Genomic DNA, 22,814 nt, shown 5'->3' on the forward strand with positions numbered 1-22,814 from the left:
CAGCTGAATCTCCGCCACCTCCGCCATGTTGTATACAGCTTTGTGCTCCGTCACCTCATGCCAGATATTTCTGGCGCCGAGGAGGGCGTAAATCTCCTGCTTATTCATCCTCAGACCTCTACTTTCGCAGAATCTTCTCCATCGCCCTGCCCTTGGCCAGCTCGTCCACCAGCTTATCCAGATACCGGATCTCCCGCATCAGGGGATCTTCGATCTTCTCCACCCGGACACCGCAGATTTTGCCCGTAATCAGCGTGCGGCGCGGGTTCAGGGCGGGGGCGTTCCGGAAAAAGTCGCCGTAGCTCACATCGCTCTGCTCCAGCCGGGCAAGCTCCTCCGCCGTATACCCGGTGAGCCAGGCGGTGAGCTGGTCCACCTCTCCCCTGCCGCGGCCCTTTTTTCCGGCTTTGGCCACCAGCAGAGGGTAGAGCTTGGCAAAGGGCATTTCCGTGACATCCATACGGGGCATGACGGCACCTCCTCGCTTTTTGTCATCATACCATACACGGCCCCGCGTGACAATCCGGCAGATTGCTCCGCAAAGCCCTAAACCTGTACTCCCACAAAACACATACGGCACCTGTCGAAATAAGAATCGCCTTTCCGGACGGAGCCCCATATAATGGCCACGAGACTATCTGCGTGCGAGGTTACGGCCATGGCGAGAGCATCTACGAAAGAGAACAAGAACATCTACCACAAAACCCGGGAGGCGCTTCACCTCACCCGGGAGGCGACCGGATACGAGCGGTTGGACTTTTCCTCCAGCGAGGAGAAGATGGACTACGTCTTTGAGAAATGTTCCAACAGCTTTTGCATCCAATGCCAAGGTGAGAGACTATACACGGCGAGGAGAATCCGATAAAATTTGTGATTGAGCATCTCTCCAAGCGGTTTGAGCGGAACGTGATTTTAAAGGACATTGACTTCGCCTTTGAGGAGGGAAAACTTTACGGCCTGCCGGACCGCAACGGCGCCGGCATAACCGCGCCCTCTTCAGCTGCCTCAACCGTGACATGAAGTTCCAGAAGAAACTGCCGCACCCCTGAGAGAGGAGCACTATGCTTACCACGCTGCGGCTTTCATTGATCAGCCGCAGCTATGTTTCTGTTGCGCCGTACTCCACCTCGGCCTGCATCCTGATCTACAAATTTGCGCCGGAAGCTTTCCGTCTGCGAACCTAAGGACATGGTCCGGGAAGCTCCATGGGCGTCCCGCCTGACCCCACCTTGCCGTGTACTCCTCCTGTCCCTCGGGATAAAAATACTTTTATAGAATATCTGCAAATAGAAAACGAGTATTTTACATTTCTGAGCGGCGGATTTACAATAAAGCCACAGCATACCATAAGGAGGTTGTTTTATGAACGCATTGGTCGCCTATTTTTCCGCCACCGGCACCACCGCCAAGGCGGCGAGGGTCCTGGCAAACGCCGTGGGCGGGGCGCTCTATGAGATTCGCCCTGCCGTCCCCTACACCAGCGCCGATCTCAACTGGATGGACAAGCGTTCCCGCTCCAGCGTGGAGATGACGAACCCGGACTCCCGTCCCGCTCTGGCCGATACCGGCGCCCCGGTGGACAGCCACGATGTGATCTTCCTAGGTTTCCCCGTGTGGTGGTATGTGGCTCCCACCCTTCTCAACACCTTCCTGGAAGCCTATGACTTCACCGGCAAAACCATCGTTCTCTTCGCCACCTCCGGCGGCAGCGGTCTGGGCAAGTCGGCAGCCGGGCTGCAGGCCAGCGCCCCCGGCGCCAGAATTGTGGATGGCAGGATGCTCAACGGCCGGCTGAACGAGGCGGAGCTGAAATCCTGGGCGGAAGGGCTGAATCTGTAAAGAAACGGATACTCATCTCGGCTTGAGGTGAGTATCCGTTTTTCCTCCGCTTCTCGCCGCACGTGGACGCCCGGTTTCTCATACGGGGCTTTCTCTATCTCCCGCCGGAACCGGCAGCAGTCCAAGGACAGCCTCAGGCTGAGATCTTTGAGAATCTTCTCCCGTTTTCGGTTGGATTCCCTCCAAAACTCTTGCAAATGGCGGGAAAACGCCGTATACTAACTGGGTATGTCTTATCGAAAAGGGTCAATGACGTTATTGCCCAAACATTTGGGAGGAGATACCATGGAACCAAAGCATAAGCGCGGCAATTTCACCGGATCCATCGGTTTTGTGCTGGCGGCAGCCGGCAGCGCAGTGGGTCTGGGAAACATCTGGCGCTTTCCCTATCTGGCGGCCAAGGACGGCGGCGGCGTGTTTCTGCTGTGCTACCTGGTCCTGGCCCTGACCTTTGGATTTACCCTGCTGACCACGGAGATCGCCATTGGCCGGAAAACCGGCCAGAGTCCCCTGACGGCCTACCGGTTCCTGCACCGCAGCTGGGGCTGGCTGGGCGTCGTCGCCTGTCTGGTGCCGGTGATCATCCTGCCGTATTACTGCACCATCGGCGGCTGGGTTCTCAAGTACCTGGCCACCTATCTGTCCGGCGGCGCCGGCGCGGCCATGGCAGACGGGTACTTTACCGGCTTTATCACCTCCACCTGGAGTCCCATCATCTGGTTCATTGTTTTCCTGGGCGCCACCATGCTTGTGGTATACAAAGGTGTGGATACCGGAATTGAGCGGTTTTCCAAGGTGCTGATGCCCATCCTTCTGGTGCTGATTCTGGCCATCGCCGTCTTCTCCCTGACCCTGACCCACACCGACAGCGCTGGAAACACCCGCACCGGCTTTCAGGGCCTTTTGGTCTATCTGGTCCCCGACTTCTCCGGCATAACCGCCAAGTCGTTGCTGATTATTCTGATGGACGCCATGGGACAGCTGTTCTTCTCCATCAGCGTGGCCATGGGCATCATGGTGGCCTACGGCTCCTACGTGAAGAAGGAGACCAATCTGGTCAGGTCCGTCAATCAGATTGAGATTTTTGACACGGTGGTGGCCTTCCTGGCCGGCCTTATGATTGTACCCGCGGTGTTCACCTTTATGGGGACCGAGGGTATGAACAGCGGCCCCAGCCTGATGTTCGTCTCCCTGCCCAAGGTCTTTGGGGCCATGGGCAAGGTGGGCGTGGTGGTCGGCGCCGTCTTTTTCCTGATGGTGGCCTTTGCGGCCCTGACCTCTTCCGTGTCCGTCATGGAGGCCATCGTCTCCAGCATCATGGACAAGTTCCGCATTGCCCGGAAAAAAGCCACCCTGGGGGTTACCGCCCTGGCCCTGGTTGCCGGTATCATCGTCTGCCTGGGCTACAATCTCTTCTATTTCGAGCTGATGCTGCCCAACAGCACTACGCCCGGTCAGATTCTGGATCTTCTGGACTATGCAAGCAACTACATCCTCATGCCGGTGGTGGCAATTTCCACCTGCATTCTCATCGGCTGGGTAGTCAAGCCCAAAACCGTCATCGACGAGGTCACGCTGGGCGGCTGCCGCTTTGGACGAAAGTCCCTGTATGTGGTCATGGTCAAGGTCGTCACCCCGCTGATGCTGTTTTTCCTGCTGCTCCAGTCCCTGGGGCTGCTGCGGCTCTGAGGCTGAAAGGGCTGTGATATACACGGAACCGGCCATCCGGCCTGTCCGGGAAGCTGATTGCAGAGGTAACCAGAAATGAAACTTGCCATTCTCTCCGACACCCACGGCCTGCTGCGGCCAGAGGTGTTGGAGCATCTGAACACGGCCGACGCCATTTTCCACGGCGGCGACATCAATAAGCAGTCCATCTTGGATGAGCTGGAACAGTACGCCCCTCTCTATGTGGTTCGGGGCAACAACGACAAGGAGTGGGCAGAGGCCGTCCCCCACCACCTCACCGTCACTTTGGGCGGGGTGCGTTTCTGCATGGTCCACAACAAAAAGGAGCTCCCGGCGGACTTGTCCGGGATTGACGCAGTGGTATTCGGCCACTCCCACAAATATGTGCAGGAGGAAAAGGACGGCCTGCTCTGGCTCAATCCCGGCTCCTGCGGCCCCCGCCGGTTTCAGCAGGAGATCACCATGATGATGGCGGAGGTGGAGGACGGCCACATTCAGGTGGAGAAGGTCCTCATTCCTCACATACTGAAATGATGGAAAGGAGCCTACAGATGCGAACGAAAAACGCCGCGCTGCTATTGGCGCTGGCTTTCCTGCTTGCCCTGGCAGGCTGCGGCACGGAGGAGGAGGCCTCGGCGTATGCCCGGCCGGAAAGCTGGGCCTATCTGGAAACGGACAAGGCCGCAGATGCGGATGTGTTTTTCCTCTGTCCCACCGTCTACGCCGGAGGGGAGGACAGCTTCAACATGTCCATGGATGACGAGGCCACCAAAAGCGATTTTCTGGGCGCCATCAATATGGAGAAGGGGATCTATGATGAGAATTGCCGTTTTTTTGCCCCCTACTACCGTCAGGTGGGGCTGAACGTCTACCTGCTTCCGGCGGAGGAGCGGGAGTCCTACCTGGAGCTTGCCTATGAGGACGTAAAAGAGGCCTTTACCTACTACCTGGACCACTACAACGACGGGCAGCCCATTCTTGTGGCCGGCTTTTCCCAGGGTGCGGATATGAGCCTTCGCCTGCTGAAGGACTGCTTTGCCGAGGAGGAAATCAACCGTCTGCTGGTCGCCTGTTACGCCGTCGGCTGGAGCATCACGGAAGAGGAGCTGGCAGAATACCCCCACCTTCGCTTTGCAGCCGGGGCAGACGATACCGGCGTTATCATTTCCTTCAACAGCGAGTCTGAGGAGATCACCGATTCGGTCATGATTCCCTCCGGTACCCGTACCCTGGCCATCAATCCCCTCAACTGGAAAACGGACGGCACACCCGCCGGACGGGAGGAGAACCTGGGCGCCTGCTTCACCGACTACGGCGGAAATATCGTCACGGAGATCCCCCAGCTCACCGGGGCCTATCTGGACCCGGTGCGGGGAGCTTTGAAGGTGACCGATGTCACCCCGGAGGAGTATCCGGCCATGCTGCCCACCTTTGCAGACGGGATTTACCACATCTATGATTACCAGTTCTTCTACCGCAATTTGCAGGAAAACGTGGGGGTCCGGCTGAACGCCTACCTGGCCGAGCGGGGATCAGCGCTCAGCGCTTTGTCCGCCCCCGCCCCTTGAAGTTCGCTTCACTCTCGTCCCTCCAGTGCTCGTCCAGAGGGAGGCTGCACCGGAACGGCCGCCACAACCCGGCCCACCACCTCATAGTTGAGCCGGATTCCCGCGCTGTCGCAGTGGTCGTTCACCGCCCGGGGGATACCCAGATGTCCCGCCGTCTCCACCGCGTCCATGTTGGCTCCCCGGAAGAGAAATTCCCAGCCGCATTTCTCCTTCTGCCGCCGGTGGTGATGACAAAGAGCGTGTGCTCCGGCACATCCTCCGGCCGGGCATATTTGCGGATGCTCCCAATGCGGCGGACGGCCCCGCCGGCGGCGCCCCTTTCCAGTCCCTATATGGAGCCGCTGCGGTCCAGAAGAAACAGCCGCTCCGTCAAATTCTGTCTCAGAAAAAATCCCCCTATCCTGTTTGGTTTGGCATCCAACCATAGGATAGGGGAATTTTCCTTTCAATGGGTCGCCCGGCAGGCGGCAAACAGCTCAGCCGCCCAACAGGCTCTGGTCAAAGGCGAAGAGCGCCTCGTTGATTTCAAAGATGTTGTAATTTCCGCGGGCGATGAAATACTCCACAATAAGGTCGAACTTGCTGGCATGGGAAAAGGCAAAGCCCGCCTTGTGGAGCATCTCCCGAGCCTCCTCCAGGGGCAGTTCCAGTGCCACGGCAAAAGCCATGGCGGTGGGCTTGGAGGGCCTGTAGTGCATGTCCGAGCGAATCTTGGAGAAGAGCTTCCGGTCGATGTTGGCCTTCTTGTAGCACTGGGCATCGGTGATGCCGGCCTCATCAATCTTCCGCAGCAACATTTGGGAAAAGCTCTCGTCCATCTCTCCCAGGGCCTCCTCCAGGCTGGCGGGGGCAGCGGCGGCGGGGGGCCACAGTCCGTCCTCCACGGAGGCGGGGGAATAGGCCTCGGCCCGGCGGCGGCGCTGCGTTTCCTCGCTGTCTGTGTGAGCGGCCACATAGCGGTCGTCTACGTAGGCGGCAATGTCAGCAAAAAGCTTCCTGCCGATGGTGTAGGATGCCCGGTCAAAAATGACCAGGTACACCGTCATATCCCAGGTGAGCAGAAACTCCCCGATGGTATCCACCGCCACCTTCAGCGCCTGGTCCTTGGGGTAGCCGTACACCCCGGAGGAGATGAGAGGAAAGGCGACGCTTTCACATTGATGGGCCAGGGCCAGCTCCAGGGAGGAGCGGTAAGCGGAAATGAGCAGCTCCCGCTCTCCATAGCCGCCGCCCCGCCAGATCGGCCCCACGGTGTGAATCACATATTTTGCGGGCAGGCGGTAGCCCTTCGTAATCTTGGCCTGTCCCGTTTTGCAGCCGCCCAGGGTGCGGCACTCCTCCAGCAGCTCCGGCCCGGCGGCATGGTGGATGGCGCCGTCCACTCCCCCGCCGCCCAGCAGGCTCTCATTGGCGGCATTCACAATGGCGTCCACCGGCATGGTGGTGATATCATTCCGCAGGATGGAAAGGGGCATAGAAACACCTCCCACAATTTAGTGCTCTCATAATACCATACACCCGCCCCACTGGCAAGGGTATCCCCCGCTCTTCCGGGGCGGCACCCCCGAAGACGGCTGCCAAACCGAGCTGGCAAGCCTCTTGACGATTTTTAACTTCCATGCTATTTTCATAATATCATGTGTAAATTTCTGCAAAATCCGAAGATGATTGTTTGAATTTGCAATCTGTCCGGGAGGGACAGCCGGCATCGCATAGTCTGCGCCATACTGGAACTTGGGGGGCGAGGAGATGACCTTTTCGGGTGGGATCAACTTTCTGATCTTCCGCAGCTTTTTCATCACAGTCATGACCCTTGGCATGATGGCCAGCCTGACCGAATTTCGCTTTGGGATCAAAACGCTGGTGAAGATCCTGACCCTCTACCTGGTCTGGGCGGCGGCCATCTGCGCCGTTTTGCTGAGGCTCGGCGGCGAGGAGCTGCTGCTCCGGTCCTTCCTGCTGACTCTGTCCCTGCCCGCAGTCTGGATTGCCTACTGGTCGGCCAAGGACACGCCGGCCCAGGCGGTGTTCAACTATATGACGCAGATCACCTTTTCCCTGCTGGGCGCCTCCGCGTGCCGCCTGCTGACCTACCGGCTCTCCCTGTCCGACGGAATGAACATTCTGCTGATGTGTGCTTTTTATCTGCCGGTGATCGGCCTGGAGTGGCGCTTCCTCCGCCGGCCCTTCCGCAATCTGGTGGCCGTGCTGCCCAACCGGTGGGCAACTCTCACCCTCATCCCCTGCGCCTTTTGCATCTACCTGCTCTTCCTGGCCAGCTGGCCGGGCAACTATATCTACAGTAAGGTCCAGATGGCCTACCTCTACGCCGGTGTGATCCCCATTGTGCTGGTGTATATTGCCGCTTTCAAAAGCTTGTTTCGGCAATATCAGGATCAGATGGAGCAGAGAAACGCCGCCATTATGGCGATACAGATCTCCGCGCTGAAAGAGAAGCTGCAGAACGTGAAGGAGGTGGAGGACGGCATCCGAATCCAGCGCCATAACCTGCGCCACCAACTCCAGACTGTTACGGAACTGGTGACCAGGGGGGATCGGGAGGCGGCGCTGGACTTCTTGGCCGCTGCCCAGAGCCGGCTGAATGAACAAAAGGAGGTCCGCTGGTGCAGCCCGCCGGTATTGGACGCCGTCTTCTCCTCCTACTTCAACCAGGCCAGAAATCAGGGCATCCGGGTGGATGCAACCGTCTCTCTGCCGGACACCCTGCCGGTGGACGAGGGGGAATTGGCCATTGTCCTTGCCAACGCGCTGGAAAACGCCATCCACGCCAATAAGGAGCTGCCTCCGGGGCAGAGGGAGATTCGCTGCAGGATGGTAGGCACACCTTCCGTCATGCTGGAGCTCTCCAACCCCTGTGCCAGCCCGGTGAGTTTGGACGAAAAGGGCCTGCCGGTGGCCCGGCAGGCCGGCCATGGCCTGGGGGTACAGTCTATTTTCTCCTTTTGCCGGAAAAATGGAGCCGTGTATCAGTTTACACAGGCGGACGGCTGGTTCCGGCTGCGGCTGGTCCTGTAAGGCCGCTTCTAGTGCCGCGCGGAAGGACTCCATCGGAGGCCGGCCCGGACTCTCGCATCTTCTTTCCTCTTTTCCATTGTACTTCGGCGGCATTTCCTGTATCATGAGGAAACAGGATATCACCCCCCAGAATTCAGGAGGAACACGGTATGTTTTTCAAGAAAAAGCAGGAGAGGCGCAGCTACGACAGGGAAACCCAAAGGCCGGTCATCCGCTCCAGCATCTGCACCGGGGAAAAGGTGGCGGGATTTCAGGATCTGCAAACCGGAAAATTTACCGACGTCATGCTGCTCCGTGTCCCCGGGGATTTGGAGGAGTTTCGTCGCCTCTACGGCATCGGCGCCGACGAGATTTCCACCCAATATTGAGGGGGACCGGTATGAAACAGTGCAGAATTACCGTCATGCGCATCACCCGGTATAAGGATCTGATGGCACAATATGAAAACCCCATCTCCCATGCCTGCGGCATGGAGGTGGGGCAGGTTTTCATCGCCAACGGCTGGGAAAAGCCGGAGGGCTTCTGCCAGAGCGCCTGGGACACTCTCTCCCCCTTTGTGCTGGCCCTGAGCCACGGCGGAGAAAATTTCTACGACGGCTGGATGAAAAATCCCAAGTCCGCCATGCTCTCCTGCAACGACGGCTTCCGACCGGTGAGCTTTCTGGTGGAGGCTCTGGACGAGGACGCAGGCTGAAGCGGTCCGCCCTCTCACATCCGCTGCCCGCCACGGAGCGGAAGGCGCGATATTCCAACCAATATACAAGGAGGAACCACCGGAGTGGAAGAATGTCTGATCTGTAAGGCGCCCCTGACCTACCTGACTCAGGATGAGGAGATGGAGTGCGCCATCTGCCACAGGCGGGAGCTCAGCAAAACCCGCTGTGTCAGCGGCCACTATGTATGCAACGACTGCCACACCCAGGGTATGGACACCATCTTCGGCCTGTGCCTGGCTGAAACCTCCACCGACCCGGTGGCCATTCTCCGGCGGATGATGGATCTCCCCTTCTGCCACATGCACGGTCCGGAGCACCATGTGATGGTGGGGGCGGCCCTTCTCACCGCCTACCGAAATGCCGGAGGGCGGCTGGATCTGGAGGAGTCCCTCCGGGAGATGTACAGCCGGGGCAAAGCCGTCCCAGGCGGGGCCTGCGGTTTTTGGGGGGCCTGCGGGGCGGGAATCGGCGCGGGTCAGTTTCTGGCTATCGCCACGGCGTCCACTCCCCTGGCCGGGGAGCCCTGGGGACTGAGCAACCAGATGACCGCCCGTGCGCTGGCGCGCATCGGCGCGGTTGGAGGACCCCGGTGCTGCAAGCGGGACTCCTTCCTGGCCCTTCTGGCTGCCGTGGAGTTTGTTCGGGAGCACCTGGGAGTGGAGATGACATCCACCGTTCCCGTCTGCTCTTACAGCGCCAGAAACAGCCAGTGCATCGGCAAGCGCTGCCCCTTCTCCGCAGCCAGGTAAGAGGCGCTCGCCCGGGGCGCCTGTATGTCTATTATCCCGGCAGCCGCTGCGCACCCCATGAAAAAAGGCCGGACATCCCCGGTCTGTCAGGAAAACGGGCGAAAGTGACCGGTTTGGTTGGTGGCATTTCCCCCGCCAAGCCGATATACTGATAGGCAAACCATCCCGTCAGGAGGAACCGCCATGAGTTTGGGAAGCAGCCTTTATCACGCCCGGAAGAAAAGCGGCCTGTCCCAGGAAAATGTGGCTGAAAAGCTGGGGGTCAGCCGCCAGACCATCTCCAAGTGGGAGACCGACGAAACCCTGCCGGATATCCGCCAGTCCAAGGGGCTGGCCATGCTCTACCACATGACCCTGGACGAGCTGATCCAGTACGACCTGGACGAGGCCCAGGCTCAGCAGATGATTGACAGCGTCAGCGACGAGGCCCAGGCGCGCATTGACTGGAGCAAGGTGTGGAGCAAAAAGTACCCGGTGTTGGCCACCTACCACCAGAAGGTGCGCATCGAGGATTACGCGCCTCCTCTGCGGGAGATGCTCACCCGGCTGCGGGTGGAATACGGCTACAGCAGCACCGACGCCGTGCTGGTGCTCAAAGACATCCTGGCCCGGGTGTGGAAGGGGCAGCTGGACTGACCCCGGCGGACACCTGGTCCCATATGGCTCTTCAAAAAGCTGGGGCATGCCGGACCGGCATGCCCCAGCGGCATCTCGAAGCTTTCACATCCAGCGGGGCGGGCCGTGGGTCAGCCCCGCTGGATGTCTCGGTTTGCGTAGGCGTTCAGATCCATTCCGCCCCGGCGGCCGGCCAGGAACTCATAGTATCCCTGGCAGCCGATCATGGCCCCATTGTCCCCACACAGGGAGAGCTGGGGCAGGTAGAGCCGGATTCCGGCAGCGGAACAGGCCCGCTCCAGATCGGTCCGGATGCGGGAGTTGGCGGCCACGCCGCCGGCCACCGCCAGCTTGCCCCAGCCCCGCTCTCTCGCCGCCTCCATGGCCCTGGGTACCAGGGAGTCGCTGACGGCGGCGGAGAAGGAGGCCGCCAGATCCTTCAGGTTCAGCTCCTCCCCTTTCTGAGCGGCGTTGTGGGCCAAGTTGAGCACGGCGGTCTTCAGGCCGGAGAAGGACATGTCCAGAGGGGCATCCGCCACGTGCGCCCGGGGCAGCTCATACCGCCGGTCGTCTCCCCCCTGGGCCAGCTTGTCCACCGGGGCGCCGCCGGGATAGCCCAGACCCAGCACCCGGGCCACTTTGTCAAAGCACTCCCCCGCCGCGTCGTCCCGGGTGGCCCCCAGAACTTCCATTTCGGTATAGTCCTTCACATCCACAATCAGGGTGTTTCCCCCGGAGACGCACAGACAGACAAAGGGGGGCTCCAGGTCGGGGTGGGAGATATAATTGGCTGCAATATGGCCCCGGACATGGTGGACAGGCACCAGGGGTACGTTCAGGCCAAAGGCGGCGGACTTGGCAAAATTCACCCCCACCAGCAGTGCGCCGATAAGGCCGGGGGCGTAGGTTACCGCCACGGCGTCGATGTCCGCTTTGCGCACGCCCGCCTGGGACAGGGCCTGATCAGCCAGACCGGCAATGGCCTCAATGTGCTTGCGGGAGGCGATCTCCGGCACCACACCGCCGTAGATAGCATGCATATCCGCCTGGGAGGCGATGGCGTCGGCCAGGACGGTGCGGCCGTCCCGCACCACTGCCACCGCCGTCTCGTCGCAGGAGGACTCAATGGCTAAAATATTCATTCCGTTTCCTTCGCTTCCTGAGAAAATGTGAGCGTCATCAGCAGGGCGTCCTCGTGCTCCTCCCGGTAGTAGTTCTTCCGGCGGCCCACCACCTGGAAGCCCAGCTTTTCATACAGGCCGATGGCGGGAAAATTGCTCTCCCGCACCTCCAGGGTGAGAAAGGCCAGCCGGGTCTCCCCCCACCGGAGACTGAACCGGAGAAGTTTTTCCGCCACCCCCCGGCGGCGGAAAGCGGGGGCCACGGCGATCTTTTCCAGAGTCCCCTCATCCAGAACGGTTCGCACCTCGCTGTAGCCCAGCACGGTACCGTCCTCCCCCTCCGCCACCATCAGGGAGAGCAGGCTGTTTTCCAGCTCCTGCTCCAGCAGGGCCGCCGGCCAGGGATGGGAAAAGCAGGCCCGCTCAATGGCCGCCACCTGGGCCAGGTGGGACCTGTCCATGGGGACCAGTTGACAGTTCATGGAACACATTCTCCTTTGCTCATCCAGGCCGGTAGTCCCGGCGGAGTCTCTTCCGATCCCAGCGGCACCTTTACGTCGGTCCGCTCCGGGCCGTAGATGGCCCTGTGGAGGGCCATGACGGGAGCCAGGTGCTCCGGCAGATAGGGCAGAAAGGTGGTAAAGCGCATGCCACAGGTGGCCATGTCGTAGGCCGGCACAAATCCGCACCGCCTATAGAAGGCCAGGCGGCGCTGTCGGAGGCTGTTCTCCGCCGGGTCATCCCCTTCCACGGGACGCTCGGCCTCAATGAGCAGCAGAGACTTTCCCTTTAGCTGCTCCGCCAGCATCCGGACAATCTGCCGTCCCAGGCCGCCGTTCCGCCGGGCGGCAGTCACTCCCAGGTAGTCCAGCAGGATACAGCGTTTATCGCCAGGCTCCATCCACAGGGTGGCGTAGCCCAGCAGGGCATCCCCATCGAAAAGCCCCCACACCTCGTACCTGCCCTGGTCCATCAGGGCCAGAATGTCAGGCAGGGGCTTGCGCTCGTTAGGGGGAAATGCCTCGGTCAGCTCCAGGTGGTACCAATCTTCCAGTGCTTTCCCAGTGATAGGACGCAGTTCCATCAGACGCTCCTTTCAGCCCTTGGCCTCCGCCCAGCTCCGACCGGCGTGGGCCTCGGCGATGAGGGGCAGGGCCAGCTCCACCACCCGCTCCATTTCTTGCTCCAGCAGCTCCTTCACCCGGTCGGTCTCCTCCTGGGGACACTCCGCAATCAGCTCATCGTGGACCTGGAGCACCAGCCTGGCCGCCAGACCCTCCGCCGCCAGCCTGTCCCGCACCCGGATCATGGCCAGCTTGATGATGTCGGCTGCGGTCCCCTGGATGGGCATGTTTAGGGCCACCCGCTCCCCGAAGGAGCGCAGGTTGAAGTTGGAGGACTTCAGCTCGGGCAGCCACCGGCGGCGGCCGAAGAGGGTGGACACATAGCCGTCGGCCTTGGCCTGCTCCACCACCCGGGTCATATAGGCCCGGACTCCGGCGTATTTTTCAAAATACTTCTCCATATACTCCTTGGCCTCGGCCCGGGTCACTCCGATGTCCTGGGACAGGGAGAAGTCGGAGATGCCGTAGACGATACCGAAATTCACCGCCTTGGCCCGGCGGCGCATCTCATGGGTCACGCTCTCTGGGGCCACGCCGAACACCTGGGAGGCGGTGACGGTGTGGATATCCTCCCCCTTCCGGAAGGCGTCAATCATATGCGTGTCCCCGGCGATGTGGGCCAGCAGCCGCAGCTCAATCTGGGAGTAGTCGGCGTCCACCAGCATGCGCCCCGCCGGGGCCACGAACATCTTCCGCAGCTCCGCCCCCAGCTGGGTGCGGACGGGGATGTTCTGCAAATTGGGCTCGGTGGAGCTGAGCCGCCCGGTGGCGGTGACGGTGTTCTGGAAGGAGGTGTGGATGCGCCCGTCCGGGGCGATGACCTTGGTCAGGCCCTCCACATAGGTGGATTTCAGCTTGGCCAGCTGCCGGTAGTCCAGCACCGCCGCCACAATGGGGTGCTTGTCCCGCAGCTTTTCCAGCACCTCGGCATTGGTGGAGTAGCCCGTCTTGGTCTTTTTCACCGGGGGCAGGCCCAGCTTGTTAAACAGGATATGGCCCAGCTGTTGGGTGGAGTTGATGTTGAAGCGCTCCCCCGCCAGCTCGTAAATCAGGGCCTCGTCGGCCTGGAGGCCCTGGTCCAGCATCTCCCCAAAGGCGGTGAGGGCAGTTCGATCCACCAGCATACCCATATGCTCCATCTCCGCCAGCGCGGAACACAGGGGCAGCTCCACCTCATAGTATAGCTTGTCCATGCCCAGCTGGGTGAGGCGGGGGGCCATGGCCTCCTTCAGCGCCCCGATGAGGGCGCAGTGGGACAGAAAGACTCCCAGTACCGCCGCCTGGTCGGCCAGGGGCGACCAGGCATCCTCGGCCAGATAGGTGTCCCTGGCCTTGTCAAACTCATGGTTGAGCCACCGCATGCCCAGGGTTTCCAGCTCATAGCTGCCGTCGGTGGGGGCCAGGAGATAGGCGGCGATGGCGGTATCAAAGACAAAGCCGCCCCCCTGAATTCCCTCGTCCAGCAGCCGGGAGAGCAGGGTTTTCACGTCGTGGGTGTTCTTTTTGATGTCAGGGGCAAAGAGGGCTTTCAGCACGCCGTCATACCCCTCCAGCCTGTCGGCGCGGAGGATGGCGGCGTGGCTGTCGGTCTCGCTCTCCCAGTGCTCCACCGCCACCACGTCCAGGGAGGGCAGGGCCAGCACATCCACGCTGTCACAGGTTCGCCAGATGGCCAGCAGCTCCTCCGCCCGGGCCAAATCCGTCACGTCCTCGCTGGTGCAGGTGCCGGTAAACTCCTCCTGCCGCTGCACTTCGCCCTGGGGGGCCTTCAGGTCCAGCTTGTCGATGAGCTTGTTGAATTCCAACTTCAAAAAGAGGTCATACAGAGCGGGGGCATTGGGTTCCCGCCGCAGGTTGGCCTGAGGGGTAAAGTCAATGGGGGCGTCGGTGCGGATGGTGGCCAAATCGTAGGACAGCCTGGCCTGCTCCGCCCCCTCCGCCAGCTTTTTCCGCACAGCGGGCTTGGCCTCCACGACCTCCAGGTCCCCATAGATGGTCTCCACGCTCTGATAGCGCTGGATTAAGTCCATGGCGGTCTTTTCCCCGATGCCCTTGACCCCGGGGATGTTGTCGCTGGCGTCCCCCATGAGGGCCTTCAGGTCGATGATGTGGATGGGGTCAAAGCCGTAGGCCTCCCGGAAGCTCTCCGGGGTCATCTCCCTGGTGGTGGTCTGGCCCATGCGGGTGGACACCAGCTTCACCCGGGTGGTGTCGGTGACCAGCTGGAGGGAGTCCTTGTCCCCGGTAACGATAACGGTATCCCACCCCGCCGCCGTGTCCTTCACCGAGATGGTGCCGATGAGGTCGTCGGCCTCCCAGCCGTCCAGCTCGTACCGGGGGATGTTCATGGCGTCCAGCACATCCTTGAGGATGGGAAGCTGGGCGGCCAGCTCATCTGGCATGCCCTTCCGCTGGGCCTTGTAGCCCTCATAGGCCAGGTGGCGGAAGGTGGGGGCCTTTCGGTCGAAGGTGACGCACAGCCCCTCCGGCCTCTCCTCTTCCACCAGCTTGAGCAGAATGTTCAGAAAGCCATACACCGCATTGGTGGGCAGCCCGTCCTTGGTGGTGAGCAGGCGGATGCCGTAAAAGGCCCGGTTGATGATGGAATTGCCGTCGATAACCATGAGCTTCATGGAAGGACCTCCCGCGCCCGGCTGGCCGGACATAAAATCTCAAGATACAGTATACCAGTTTTCCCCGCGCCCGGCAAGACATACCGGGGGGCGCCTGCAAGCGCGCCCCCCGGTGGATTATCTCTCCAAGCGGCCCAACGGCCGGTAGACCATGAAATACATGGTGATGACGCAGGCCAGACCCCCCACCACGTTGGAGACGGGTTCGGCCAGAAACACCCCGTCCACCCCGAAGCCCAGAGCGGGCAGCGCCAGGGTGAGCGGAGCCACAATAAAGGCCTTGCGCAGCAGGGAGAAAAACACCGCCTGCCGGGAGCGGCCCAGGCCCACAAAGACCGATTGTCCGATAAACTGGAAGGACATACAGAAGAAGGCGGCGAAGTAGAGACGAAGGGCCGGGATGCCGGCGGCAATCAGCTCCGGCTCGTCGTTGAAGATCCGGATAAGCAGTCCCGGCAGGAGCAGCACCAGCAGCCATACCGTCAGGGAATAAGCCATGGCCAGTACCGTGGTAAACCGGATGCCCTGGCGCAGCCGCCGGTATTCCCTCGACCCGTAATTGTAGCCCAGCACCGGCTGGCAGCCGCTGGTGATACCCTGCACCGGCATGGAGACTATCTCCCGGATGGAGTTGATCACCGTCATAATCGCCACATACAGTTCCCCGCCGCAGGCCTGAAGGGTGGCGTTACACAGCACCTGCACCAGGCTGTTGGTCATGGACATGACAAAACCGGAGGTACCCAAGGCGAGAATCCGCCGCACCCGCTTGGAGTGGAGGGGCAGCGTGGACAGGCGCAGCTTTAAAATAGCCCGCCGCCCGGTGAGAAACCGCAGCACCCACACCGCCGAGCAGCCCTGAGAAATCACCGTGGCCAGGGCCGCGCCCCGCACCCCCATATCCAGGCCGAAGATGAAAATGGGGTCCAGCACAATGTTCACTACCGCCCCCACCGCCACCGTTATCATACCCATGCGGCTGAAACCCTGGGCGTTGATAAAGGGGTTCATCCCCAGGCCGATCATCACAAAAACCGTACCCAGGATGTAAATGGTCAGATAGTCCCTGGCATAGGGAAAGGTCAGGTCGCTGGCACCGAACAAGTAGAGGATGGGCCGGCGGAACAGCAGGCATACCGCCGTCAGGCTCAGGCCGAAGAGCAGCAGCAGGGTGAAGGAGTTGCCCATAATCCGCTCAGCCTCCTCCTGCTCCCCCCTGCCCCGGTGAATGGAGCACAGAGGCGCACCCCCCGTCCCGCACAGGTTGGCAAAGCCCATGAGGATGGAAATGATGGGCAGGCACAGACCCAGGCCGGTGAGGGCCAGGTGGCCGGGCAGACGGCCCAGATACATCCGGTCCACCACATTGTAGAGGATGTTGATAAGCTGAGCAACCGTCATGGGAACCGCCATGCGGATGATATTGCGGGCCATACTGCCCTTTGAGAAGTCGTTGTTCACCTGGGCCTGCGTGACCCTCACCCCATTTTCCTGGTTGCAATGCCGGCGCTTTTGCAATATAGTAAAAGAATCATACCGGTTTTGTCTATTATATAACAATGGGCAGCCGCCCGCAAGACGGAAAGGATGGAGAGGTTATGGAGCTGCTGCGGCAGGCGCAGGCCATGGGCGAGGAGCTGGCGCGCTTCAAGGATGATCTGCACCGCCACCCGGAGCTGAGCTTTCAGGAGAGGCGCACCACCGCGCTTTTGAAGGACAGGCTGAGCGCACTGGGGCTGGAGCTGGTAGAGCTGGGAATGGAGACGGGAAACGTGGCCCTGCTGCGGGGCGCACTGCCCGGCGGCACGGCGGCCCTACGGGCGGATATCGACGCCATCGCCCAGCAGGAGGCGCCCCACGAGGGGGCCGTATCCTGCGTTGACGGGGTAATGCACGGCTGCGGTCACGATTTCCACACCGCCGCGCTGTACGGGGCGGCCCGGCTGCTGTGCGCACAGCGGGATACGCTGGCCGGCAACGTGCTCTTTCTCTTCCAGCCGGCGGAGGAGGTCACCCAGGGCGCCCAGGCCATGCTGGACCACGGCCTGCTGGACAAGCTGCCCCAGCGGCCCGGCTGCCTCTTCGGCCTGCACAACCGACCGGAGCTGCCTGCCGGCACCATCGCAGTGATGGAAGGGCCGGTGATGGCTGGTAAGAGCCACTTCACCCTCACCCTCCACGGCAAATCCGGCCACGGCGGCTCCCCCCACAAGTGTACCGACGTCATCGTGGCCGGCGCGGCGGTGGTGAGCGCCCTCCAGACCGTGGTGAGCCGGGACACCGACCCTCTGGACAGCGTGGTGTGTTCGGTGCTCTCCGTCCATGCAGGCACACCGGACAATTTTGTTCCCGACCTGCTGACTATGACAGGCAGCATCCGCTACCACCAGGAGCCGGCCCATCAGAAGGCCCGCCGGCGTCTGGAGGAACTGACCGCGGGCGTAGCGGCCGCCTACGGCTGCACGGCGGAGGTGGACTTCCATCCCGGCGTACCCGCCACCGTCAACTCCTCCCGGATGACCGGTCTGGCAAGAAGGGCGGCTTTGGAGCTGGTGGGACCGGAACGGGTGGTCTCCCCCCGGCCCGACATGGGCTCGGAAGACTTTGCCGTGTTCGGCCAGCACATCCCCGCCTTCTTCTATTGGGTAGGTTCCGGCTTCCCCGGCCAGGCCAACCCCTGCTGGCACAATGAGCACTTCCGTACCGACGACTCCGCCCTCCCCCTGGCCGCCGCCCTGCTGGCCCGGTCCGCCCTGGTGGGGCTGGAGGCTCTGGCGGAAGTCCCGCCCGCCCTCTGATCCGCCCGGCGGGCGGCATGAGATTTGAGGTGATTGCCATGGACTTATGCAACCAGTCTGACATCAAAGCCCTGCTGGCCCGGCACGGGTTCCGGTTTTCCAAACGCATGGGCCAGAATTTTCTCATCCAGAGCTGGGTCCCCCGGGAAATCGCCAGGGCCTCCGGCGCGGACAAGGGCTGCGGCGTGCTGGAGATCGGCCCTGGCATCGGCCCGCTGACGGTGCAGCTGTCCGCTCTGGCCGGCAAGGTGGCCGCTGTCGAACTGGACCGCTCCCTGCTCCCCATTTTGGCGGAGACCTTGGCTCCCTGCGGCAACGTTACCGTCATCCCGGGGGACGCCATGAAACTGGACCTGGCCGCCCTGGCGGCGGAGCAGTTTCCCGGCCTCACCCCCATGGCCTGCGCCAACCTGCCCTACAATATTACCACTCCCGTCCTCACCGCCCTGATTCAGGCCGGCTGCTTCCAGGCTATCACGGTGATGATCCAGCGGGAGGTGGCTCTGCGCATCTGCGCCCAGCCCGGCTCCCCCGACTATGGCGCCTTCTCGGTGTTCTGCCAGTACCACACCCAGCCGGAGCTGCTGTTCCAGGTACCCCCGGAGTGCTTTCTTCCCGCCCCCAAGGTCACCTCCGCCGTACTCCGGCTCCTCCCCCGGCCAGAGCCGCCCCAGAGTCTGGTGGAGGAGTCCCTCTTCTTCCGGGTGGTGCGGGCCGCCTTTGCCCAGCGCCGCAAGACTCTGCTCAACGCCCTCTCCGCCACCCTGGGCGGTACGCTGGGCAAAGAGGAGCTGCGGCAGGCGCTCCAGGGGGCCGGACTGGACCCGAATGTGCGGGGCGAGCGGCTCGGAATTGCTGAATTCGCCGCGTTGGCTGCAAATTTGCGGGATATGGGCGGGTTTTCTTCCACTAGTTTGCATGATTTATAAATTGTTCTTGCATTTTTTCCAGTTTTAGCATAGAATAGACGAAAGACCCGCGCCAACTTTTTTCACAGGGGGGATCTACTTTGGCACTGACTACAAACAAAGCTGTATTGAATTGGATCGACGAGATGGCCGCCATGACTCAGCCGGACCAAATCGTGTGGATTGACGGGAGCGACACCCAGATTGAACAGCTGCGGGCTCAGGCATGCGCCACCGGCGAAATGGAAAAGCTGAACCAGCAGCTGCTGCCCGACTGCTACCTTCACCGCACCGCCGTCAATGACGTGGCCCGGGTGGAAGACCGCACCTTCATCTGCTGCAAAAAGCAGGAGGACGCCGGCCCCACCAACAATTGGATGGACCCGGAGGAGATGTACGCCAAGCTGAAAAAGCTGTACACCGGGGCCATGAAGGGCCGGACCATGTATGTCATTCCCTACTCCATGGGCGTGGTGGGTTCTCCCTTTGCCAAATACGGCATTGAGCTGACCGACTCCATCTATGTGGTGCTCAACATGGCCATTATGACCCGGGTGGGTCAGGCGGTAGCCGACGTGATCGGGGATGACTTTGTCAAGGGTCTCCATGCCAAGGCGGATATTGATCCGGAAAACCGCTATATCGTCCACTTCCCCGAGGACAACACCATCATGTCCGTCAACTCCGGCTATGGCGGCAATGTGCTGCTGGGCAAGAAGTGCTTTGCCCTGCGCATTGCCTCCTATCTGGGCAAGCACCAGGGCTGGATGGCTGAGCACATGCTCATCCTGGGGGTGGAGAATCCCCAGGGAGAGGTGCGCTACCTGGCCGCCGCCTTCCCCTCCGCCTGCGGCAAAACCAACCTGGCCATGCTCATTCCTCCCGAGCACTACCGCAAGAAGGGCTGGAAGGTCTGGTGCGTGGGTGACGACATCGCCTGGCTGCGGGTAGGTCCCGACGGCCGGCTGTGGGCCATGAACCCGGAGTACGGCTTCTTCGGCGTGGCGCCCGGCACCAACGAGAAATCCAACCCCAACGCCCTCCACTCCACCCGGAAGGGGACCATTTTCACCAATGTGGTACATAATCTGGACGACAACACCGTGTGGTGGGAGGGTCTGGACAAGAACCCGCCCGAGCACGCTGTGGACTGGAAGGGCAACCCCTGGAACGGCAAGGTGAGCACCGAGAAGGGCGCCCACCCCAACAGCCGGTTCACCGCCCCCGCCAAAAACTGTCCCTGCATTTCTGCTGAATTTGAGAATCCCGCCGGGGTGCCGATCTCCGCCCTGGTGTTCGGCGGCCGCCGGGCCAAGACCGCGCCTTTGGTATACCAGAGCCGCAGCTGGGAGCACGGCGTGTTCGTAGGCTCCATCATGGCCTCCGAGACCACCGCTGCCGCCACCGGCGCCGTGGGCGTGGTCCGCCGGGATCCCATGGCCATGCTCCCCTTCTGCGGCTACCACATGGCCGACTACTGGCAGCACTGGCTGGATATGGGCAAGACCCTGGGCGACAAAGCCCCCAAGATCTTCAATGTCAACTGGTTCCGCACCGACGACGAGGGACACTTCATCTGGCCCGGCTTCGGGGATAACCTGCGGGTGCTGGAGTGGATTTTGAAGCGCTGCTTCCAGGAGGCCGACGCGGTGGAGACCGCCATCGGCTATGAACCCAAGGCTGAGGATATCGACCTGGAGGACTCCGGAGTGGATTTGGATACCCTGAAGGACCTGCTGGGTGTGGACACCGCCCTGTGGCAGGAGGAAGTGAAGGGCATCCACGAGTTTTACCAGAAATTCGGCGACAAGCTGCCCGGAGAACTGACCCGGGAGTTGGACGCCCTGGAGGCGCGGCTCAGTAAATAAATACTTTCGCATCCAGCGCCGGCGCAGCAATGCGCCGGCGCTCAGCTTGTCGAAAAAATTTCGCTTTCCTATTGTGTTTCTGCACAAATACGGCCTCCTTTATTTCCATGGAATATGCACAAATATTTTTATTTTCTATCTTGTTGTTTGAAAATTACGTAAAAAAGTGCTAAAATAAGGCCAAAAGAAAAGGAGGCGAACCATGTATCAGATTGGAGATATGGTGGTCTACGGCGGCAGCGGTGTCTGCCAGGTTACCGCCGTGGGTCCTCTCGCCTGCCAGCCGGGCAGCCGACGGCCTTATTACACCTTGCGCCCCCTCCACGGTACAGAGATTATCTACGCGCCGGTGGATTGCAAGGTATCCATCCGTCCGATGCTTACCGCTGAGGAGGCGGAGCTGCTGATCCGGCAGCTGCCCGCTGTCCCGGCGGAAAATCTTGAGGGAAGCAGTAATGTTCAACTGCTCTCCCGCCGCTATCAGGATGCCTTCCGCAGCAACAGCTGTCTGGACTTGATTAAGCTGCTGAAAACCATCCATCAAAAGGACAGTGCCGCCCGCAGAGAGGGAAAGCGGCCCGGCAAGGTGGAAGAACACTTCCGCAAGCGGGCGGAGGAACTGCTCTACGGTGAATTCTCCGCCGCCCTCCACATCCCCATGGACGAGGTGCCAAGCTACATCCACCGCAGGCTGAACAGTCAATCCCCCACTTGATTTCCCTGTCTCACCCCCTCCTTTCCCCGCATAGAATGGGCGGAAAGGAGGGTTTTTCATGCCCATCATCTACCTGTCCCCATCCACGCAGGAAAATAACCTCTATGTCAGCGGCGGCACGGAAGAGGAATGGATGAACCGGCTGGCCGACGCCATGGAGCCTTACCTCACCGCCTCCGGCATCCGCTTTTCCCGCAACACCCCGGATATGACCGCCCTCTCCTCCATCCGGGCTTCCAACGCCGGCAACTACGACCTACACCTGGCCCTCCACTCCAACGCGGCGCCGGAGGGCAGATACGGCCAGGTACGGGGAATCCTGGCCTACTACTACCCCGGCTCGGCCCAGGGGCAGGAGGCGGCCAACCTCATCGCCAACGGCCTGAAAACCATCTATCCCCTGCCCAACCTGGTGCGGGCGGAGGCCACCACCTCCATCGGGGAGGTACGCCGGGTCCGAGCGCCGTCGGTCTTTCTGGAGCTGGGCTACCACGACAACCGGGACGACGCCGCCTGGGTCAAAACCAATCTGGACGCCATTGCCCGAAACCTGGTACTCTCCCTGACAGAATATTTCGGCCTGCCCTTCCTGGAGCCCCAGAACCCCCGTCCGGCGGTGGTGGACGTGTCCTGGGGATACCTCAATATCCGGGACGCCCCCTCCCGCTCCGCACCTGTGCTGGCCCGGGCCTACGACGGTGCCAGGCTCACCGTGCTCAACCAGTGGGAAGACTGGTATGTGGTGCGCTTCGACGGACTGGTGGGCTGGGCCAGCGCCAACTTTCTGACGTGGGTCTGAGCGCGTCGATTTCAGCGTTCATAAACTGTTCACAGTAAATTTGAAAACGGTTCATCACTTCCCAAGGGAATCTGCTATGATAAAAGCCGTAAGGATACCAAAGACACCAGACTCCTCCTCTCTTCTCTCTTTCCCAAGTGCACAGTACACTGTCCTCCCGCAGAGCGGCAAAAGCTCTCTGCGGGAGGGACAGACCAAAATCCCGCGCTGCCTGGATTCAGGGGCGCGTTTTTTGATTCCAAAATCGGGGATATTACTTCCATTTTTCGGACACAATGTGGATGAGGTGATCGAACATGTCCTATGTCAATCCCGCCATTCGTCCCCAGTTTGACTCCATGCCCGCTCAGCTGAGGGAGCACATTTTACAGATGAACATCAGATTGGACACCATGGCCGACCTGATGGGCTGCCTGGAGCGCATTGTGGCCCAGGAGCAGAACGGCTGAAGGCACCGGCAGAATTTTTCAAATTTATTTCATTTTCTGCTTGCATTCCTTCCGAAACTGTGCTATCATAATTAAGCTGTCAGAAAGAGGCACGTCTTTTTCTCTGACATGCGGCTGTAGCTCAGTTGGATAGAGTGTTTGGCTACGAACCAAAAGGTCGGGGGTTCGAATCCCTTCAGCCGTACCA

At 61.0% G+C, this 22,814-nt stretch carries 23 protein-coding genes, 1 tRNA gene and 1 pseudogene; 17 read left to right on the forward strand and 8 right to left on the reverse strand.

Features of this window, described 5'->3' with window-relative positions; translation table 11 throughout:
- Window positions 1-118: 118 nt before the first annotated feature.
- Window positions 119-469, reverse strand: coding sequence for a DUF2200 domain-containing protein (locus Q0J74_RS04220; protein ID WP_297211075.1), 351 nt, complete (start codon window positions 467-469; stop codon window positions 119-121).
- A gap of 401 nt (window positions 470-870) precedes the next feature.
- On the opposite strand from Q0J74_RS04220, the gene Q0J74_RS04225 reads away from it, so the two are divergent.
- From Q0J74_RS04225 to Q0J74_RS04245, 5 genes are all read left to right on the forward strand, one after another.
- Window positions 871-1,020, forward strand: a complete 150-nt coding sequence (locus Q0J74_RS04225; RefSeq protein ID WP_297211078.1) for a hypothetical protein — start codon at window positions 871-873, stop codon at window positions 1,018-1,020.
- Window positions 1,021-1,362: 342 nt separating this feature from the next.
- Complete coding sequence (locus Q0J74_RS04230) at window positions 1,363-1,839, forward strand: flavodoxin (RefSeq protein ID WP_297211082.1); 477 nt, start codon at window positions 1,363-1,365, stop codon at window positions 1,837-1,839.
- Between the two features lie 285 nt (window positions 1,840-2,124).
- Complete coding sequence (locus Q0J74_RS04235) at window positions 2,125-3,528, forward strand: sodium-dependent transporter (RefSeq protein WP_297211085.1); 1,404 nt, start codon at window positions 2,125-2,127, stop codon at window positions 3,526-3,528.
- 75 nt (window positions 3,529-3,603) lie between these two features.
- Window positions 3,604-4,062, forward strand: coding sequence for a metallophosphoesterase family protein (locus Q0J74_RS04240; RefSeq protein ID WP_297211088.1), 459 nt, complete (start codon window positions 3,604-3,606; stop codon window positions 4,060-4,062).
- 17 nt (window positions 4,063-4,079) lie between these two features.
- Window positions 4,080-5,096 (forward strand): DUF3089 domain-containing protein, encoded by a 1,017-nt coding sequence (locus tag Q0J74_RS04245; protein ID WP_297211091.1) that lies wholly within the window; start codon window positions 4,080-4,082, stop codon window positions 5,094-5,096.
- Here the strand turns inward: Q0J74_RS04245 and Q0J74_RS04250 are convergent.
- Together Q0J74_RS04250 and Q0J74_RS04255 are read right to left on the reverse strand one after the other, a co-directional pair.
- Window positions 5,068-5,421, reverse strand: a pseudogene (locus Q0J74_RS04250) (hypothetical protein). The gene Q0J74_RS04245 and the pseudogene Q0J74_RS04250 sit on opposite strands and share 29 nt — an antisense overlap.
- 151 nt (window positions 5,422-5,572) lie before the next feature.
- Window positions 5,573-6,571 (reverse strand): O-acetyl-ADP-ribose deacetylase, encoded by a 999-nt coding sequence (locus tag Q0J74_RS04255; protein ID WP_297211095.1) that lies wholly within the window; start codon window positions 6,569-6,571, stop codon window positions 5,573-5,575.
- Window positions 6,572-6,845: 274 nt separating this feature from the next.
- Between Q0J74_RS04255 and Q0J74_RS04260 the strand changes: the two genes are divergently transcribed.
- The 5 genes from Q0J74_RS04260 (at window position 6,846) to Q0J74_RS04280 (ending at window position 10,233) form a co-directional block, all read left to right on the forward strand.
- Window positions 6,846-8,132, forward strand: coding sequence for a sensor histidine kinase (locus Q0J74_RS04260; protein WP_297211097.1), 1,287 nt, complete (start codon window positions 6,846-6,848; stop codon window positions 8,130-8,132).
- Between the two features lie 149 nt (window positions 8,133-8,281).
- Entirely contained in the window at window positions 8,282-8,500 is a 219-nt protein-coding gene (locus Q0J74_RS04265) for an aspartate dehydrogenase (protein ID WP_297211099.1), read from the forward strand.
- Window positions 8,501-8,511: 11 nt separating this feature from the next.
- Complete coding sequence (locus tag Q0J74_RS04270; protein ID WP_297211101.1) at window positions 8,512-8,826, forward strand: TIGR04076 family protein; 315 nt, start codon at window positions 8,512-8,514, stop codon at window positions 8,824-8,826.
- Window positions 8,827-8,910: 84 nt separating this feature from the next.
- On the forward strand, window positions 8,911-9,597 hold the full coding sequence (locus Q0J74_RS04275; RefSeq protein ID WP_363315551.1) for a DUF5714 domain-containing protein: 687 nt from the start codon (window positions 8,911-8,913) through the stop codon (window positions 9,595-9,597).
- Window positions 9,598-9,780: 183 nt separating this feature from the next.
- Entirely contained in the window at window positions 9,781-10,233 is a 453-nt protein-coding gene (locus Q0J74_RS04280) for a helix-turn-helix transcriptional regulator (RefSeq protein WP_297211103.1), read from the forward strand.
- Between the two features lie 110 nt (window positions 10,234-10,343).
- Here Q0J74_RS04280 and tsaD read toward each other — a convergent pair whose 3' ends face one another.
- From tsaD to Q0J74_RS04305, 5 genes are all read right to left on the reverse strand, one after another.
- The gene (tsaD, locus tag Q0J74_RS04285; RefSeq protein ID WP_297211106.1) at window positions 10,344-11,354 is read right to left on the reverse strand and encodes a tRNA (adenosine(37)-N6)-threonylcarbamoyltransferase complex transferase subunit TsaD; all 1,011 of its coding nucleotides are present in this window, start codon (window positions 11,352-11,354) and stop codon (window positions 10,344-10,346) included.
- Window positions 11,351-11,815, reverse strand: a complete 465-nt coding sequence (gene rimI / locus Q0J74_RS04290; protein WP_297211109.1) for a ribosomal protein S18-alanine N-acetyltransferase — start codon at window positions 11,813-11,815, stop codon at window positions 11,351-11,353. The genes tsaD and rimI overlap by 4 nt, the downstream gene beginning before the upstream one ends.
- On the reverse strand, window positions 11,812-12,417 hold the full coding sequence (locus Q0J74_RS04295) for a GNAT family N-acetyltransferase (protein ID WP_297211112.1): 606 nt from the start codon (window positions 12,415-12,417) through the stop codon (window positions 11,812-11,814). The genes rimI and Q0J74_RS04295 overlap by 4 nt, the downstream gene beginning before the upstream one ends.
- A 12-nt stretch (window positions 12,418-12,429) precedes the next feature.
- Window positions 12,430-15,090, reverse strand: a complete 2,661-nt coding sequence (gene polA, locus Q0J74_RS04300) for a DNA polymerase I (protein WP_297211114.1) — start codon at window positions 15,088-15,090, stop codon at window positions 12,430-12,432.
- Between the two features lie 117 nt (window positions 15,091-15,207).
- Window positions 15,208-16,524 carry an MATE family efflux transporter gene (locus Q0J74_RS04305; protein ID WP_297211134.1) on the reverse strand — a complete coding sequence of 439 codons (1,317 nt, stop codon included), beginning with the start codon at window positions 16,522-16,524 and terminating at the stop codon, window positions 15,208-15,210.
- A 164-nt stretch (window positions 16,525-16,688) separates the two neighbouring features.
- Here Q0J74_RS04305 and Q0J74_RS04310 point away from each other — a divergent pair, with 164 nt between their 5' ends.
- From Q0J74_RS04310 to Q0J74_RS04340, 7 genes are all read left to right on the forward strand, one after another.
- Window positions 16,689-17,888, forward strand: a complete 1,200-nt coding sequence (locus tag Q0J74_RS04310; RefSeq protein WP_297211116.1) for a M20 family metallopeptidase — start codon at window positions 16,689-16,691, stop codon at window positions 17,886-17,888.
- 38 nt (window positions 17,889-17,926) lie between these two features.
- Complete coding sequence (gene rsmA, locus Q0J74_RS04315) at window positions 17,927-18,817, forward strand: 16S rRNA (adenine(1518)-N(6)/adenine(1519)-N(6))-dimethyltransferase RsmA (protein WP_297211120.1); 891 nt, start codon at window positions 17,927-17,929, stop codon at window positions 18,815-18,817.
- An 86-nt stretch (window positions 18,818-18,903) separates the two neighbouring features.
- Complete coding sequence (locus Q0J74_RS04320) at window positions 18,904-20,664, forward strand: phosphoenolpyruvate carboxykinase (GTP) (protein WP_297211137.1); 1,761 nt, start codon at window positions 18,904-18,906, stop codon at window positions 20,662-20,664.
- A 202-nt stretch (window positions 20,665-20,866) separates the two neighbouring features.
- A complete protein-coding gene (locus Q0J74_RS04325; RefSeq protein ID WP_297211122.1) occupies window positions 20,867-21,379 on the forward strand; it encodes a CarD family transcriptional regulator in 513 nt (170 codons plus the stop codon).
- Between the two features lie 58 nt (window positions 21,380-21,437).
- The gene (locus tag Q0J74_RS04330; protein ID WP_297211125.1) at window positions 21,438-22,178 is read left to right on the forward strand and encodes an N-acetylmuramoyl-L-alanine amidase; all 741 of its coding nucleotides are present in this window, start codon (window positions 21,438-21,440) and stop codon (window positions 22,176-22,178) included.
- A gap of 296 nt (window positions 22,179-22,474) precedes the next feature.
- On the forward strand, window positions 22,475-22,627 hold the full coding sequence (locus tag Q0J74_RS04335) for a hypothetical protein (protein WP_297211128.1): 153 nt from the start codon (window positions 22,475-22,477) through the stop codon (window positions 22,625-22,627).
- 110 nt (window positions 22,628-22,737) lie between these two features.
- Window positions 22,738-22,814: transfer RNA gene (locus tag Q0J74_RS04340), tRNA-Arg, on the forward strand.

It is taken from the genome of uncultured Flavonifractor sp. (assembly GCF_944387675.1).
In the GTDB taxonomy this organism is placed as follows: domain Bacteria; phylum Bacillota; class Clostridia; order Oscillospirales; family Oscillospiraceae; genus Flavonifractor.

Bases quoted from the DNA above. Each gene is read 5' to 3' on its own strand.
- Q0J74_RS04220 (WP_297211075.1), bottom strand. From the start codon at position 469: ATGCCCCGTATGGATGTCACGGAAATGCCCTTTGCCAAGCTCTACCCT.
- Q0J74_RS04230 (WP_297211082.1), top strand. From the start codon at position 1,363: ATGAACGCATTGGTCGCCTATTTTTCCGCCACCGGCACCACCGCCAAG.
- Q0J74_RS04235 (WP_297211085.1), top strand. From the start codon at position 2,125: ATGGAACCAAAGCATAAGCGCGGCAATTTCACCGGATCCATCGGTTTT.
- Q0J74_RS04240 (WP_297211088.1), top strand. From the start codon at position 3,604: ATGAAACTTGCCATTCTCTCCGACACCCACGGCCTGCTGCGGCCAGAG.
- Q0J74_RS04245 (WP_297211091.1), top strand. From the start codon at position 4,080: ATGCGAACGAAAAACGCCGCGCTGCTATTGGCGCTGGCTTTCCTGCTT.
- Q0J74_RS04255 (WP_297211095.1), bottom strand. From the start codon at position 6,571: ATGCCCCTTTCCATCCTGCGGAATGATATCACCACCATGCCGGTGGAC.
- Q0J74_RS04260 (WP_297211097.1), top strand. From the start codon at position 6,846: ATGACCTTTTCGGGTGGGATCAACTTTCTGATCTTCCGCAGCTTTTTC.
- Q0J74_RS04265 (WP_297211099.1), top strand. From the start codon at position 8,282: ATGTTTTTCAAGAAAAAGCAGGAGAGGCGCAGCTACGACAGGGAAACC.
- Q0J74_RS04270 (WP_297211101.1), top strand. From the start codon at position 8,512: ATGAAACAGTGCAGAATTACCGTCATGCGCATCACCCGGTATAAGGAT.
- Q0J74_RS04280 (WP_297211103.1), top strand. From the start codon at position 9,781: ATGAGTTTGGGAAGCAGCCTTTATCACGCCCGGAAGAAAAGCGGCCTG.
- tsaD (WP_297211106.1), bottom strand. From the start codon at position 11,354: ATGAATATTTTAGCCATTGAGTCCTCCTGCGACGAGACGGCGGTGGCA.
- rimI (WP_297211109.1), bottom strand. From the start codon at position 11,815: ATGAACTGTCAACTGGTCCCCATGGACAGGTCCCACCTGGCCCAGGTG.
- Q0J74_RS04295 (WP_297211112.1), bottom strand. From the start codon at position 12,417: ATGGAACTGCGTCCTATCACTGGGAAAGCACTGGAAGATTGGTACCAC.
- polA (WP_297211114.1), bottom strand. From the start codon at position 15,090: ATGAAGCTCATGGTTATCGACGGCAATTCCATCATCAACCGGGCCTTT.
- Q0J74_RS04305 (WP_297211134.1), bottom strand. From the start codon at position 16,524: ATGGCCCGCAATATCATCCGCATGGCGGTTCCCATGACGGTTGCTCAG.
- Q0J74_RS04310 (WP_297211116.1), top strand. From the start codon at position 16,689: ATGGAGCTGCTGCGGCAGGCGCAGGCCATGGGCGAGGAGCTGGCGCGC.
- rsmA (WP_297211120.1), top strand. From the start codon at position 17,927: ATGGACTTATGCAACCAGTCTGACATCAAAGCCCTGCTGGCCCGGCAC.
- Q0J74_RS04325 (WP_297211122.1), top strand. From the start codon at position 20,867: ATGTATCAGATTGGAGATATGGTGGTCTACGGCGGCAGCGGTGTCTGC.
- Q0J74_RS04330 (WP_297211125.1), top strand. From the start codon at position 21,438: ATGCCCATCATCTACCTGTCCCCATCCACGCAGGAAAATAACCTCTAT.
- Q0J74_RS04335 (WP_297211128.1), top strand. From the start codon at position 22,475: ATGTCCTATGTCAATCCCGCCATTCGTCCCCAGTTTGACTCCATGCCC.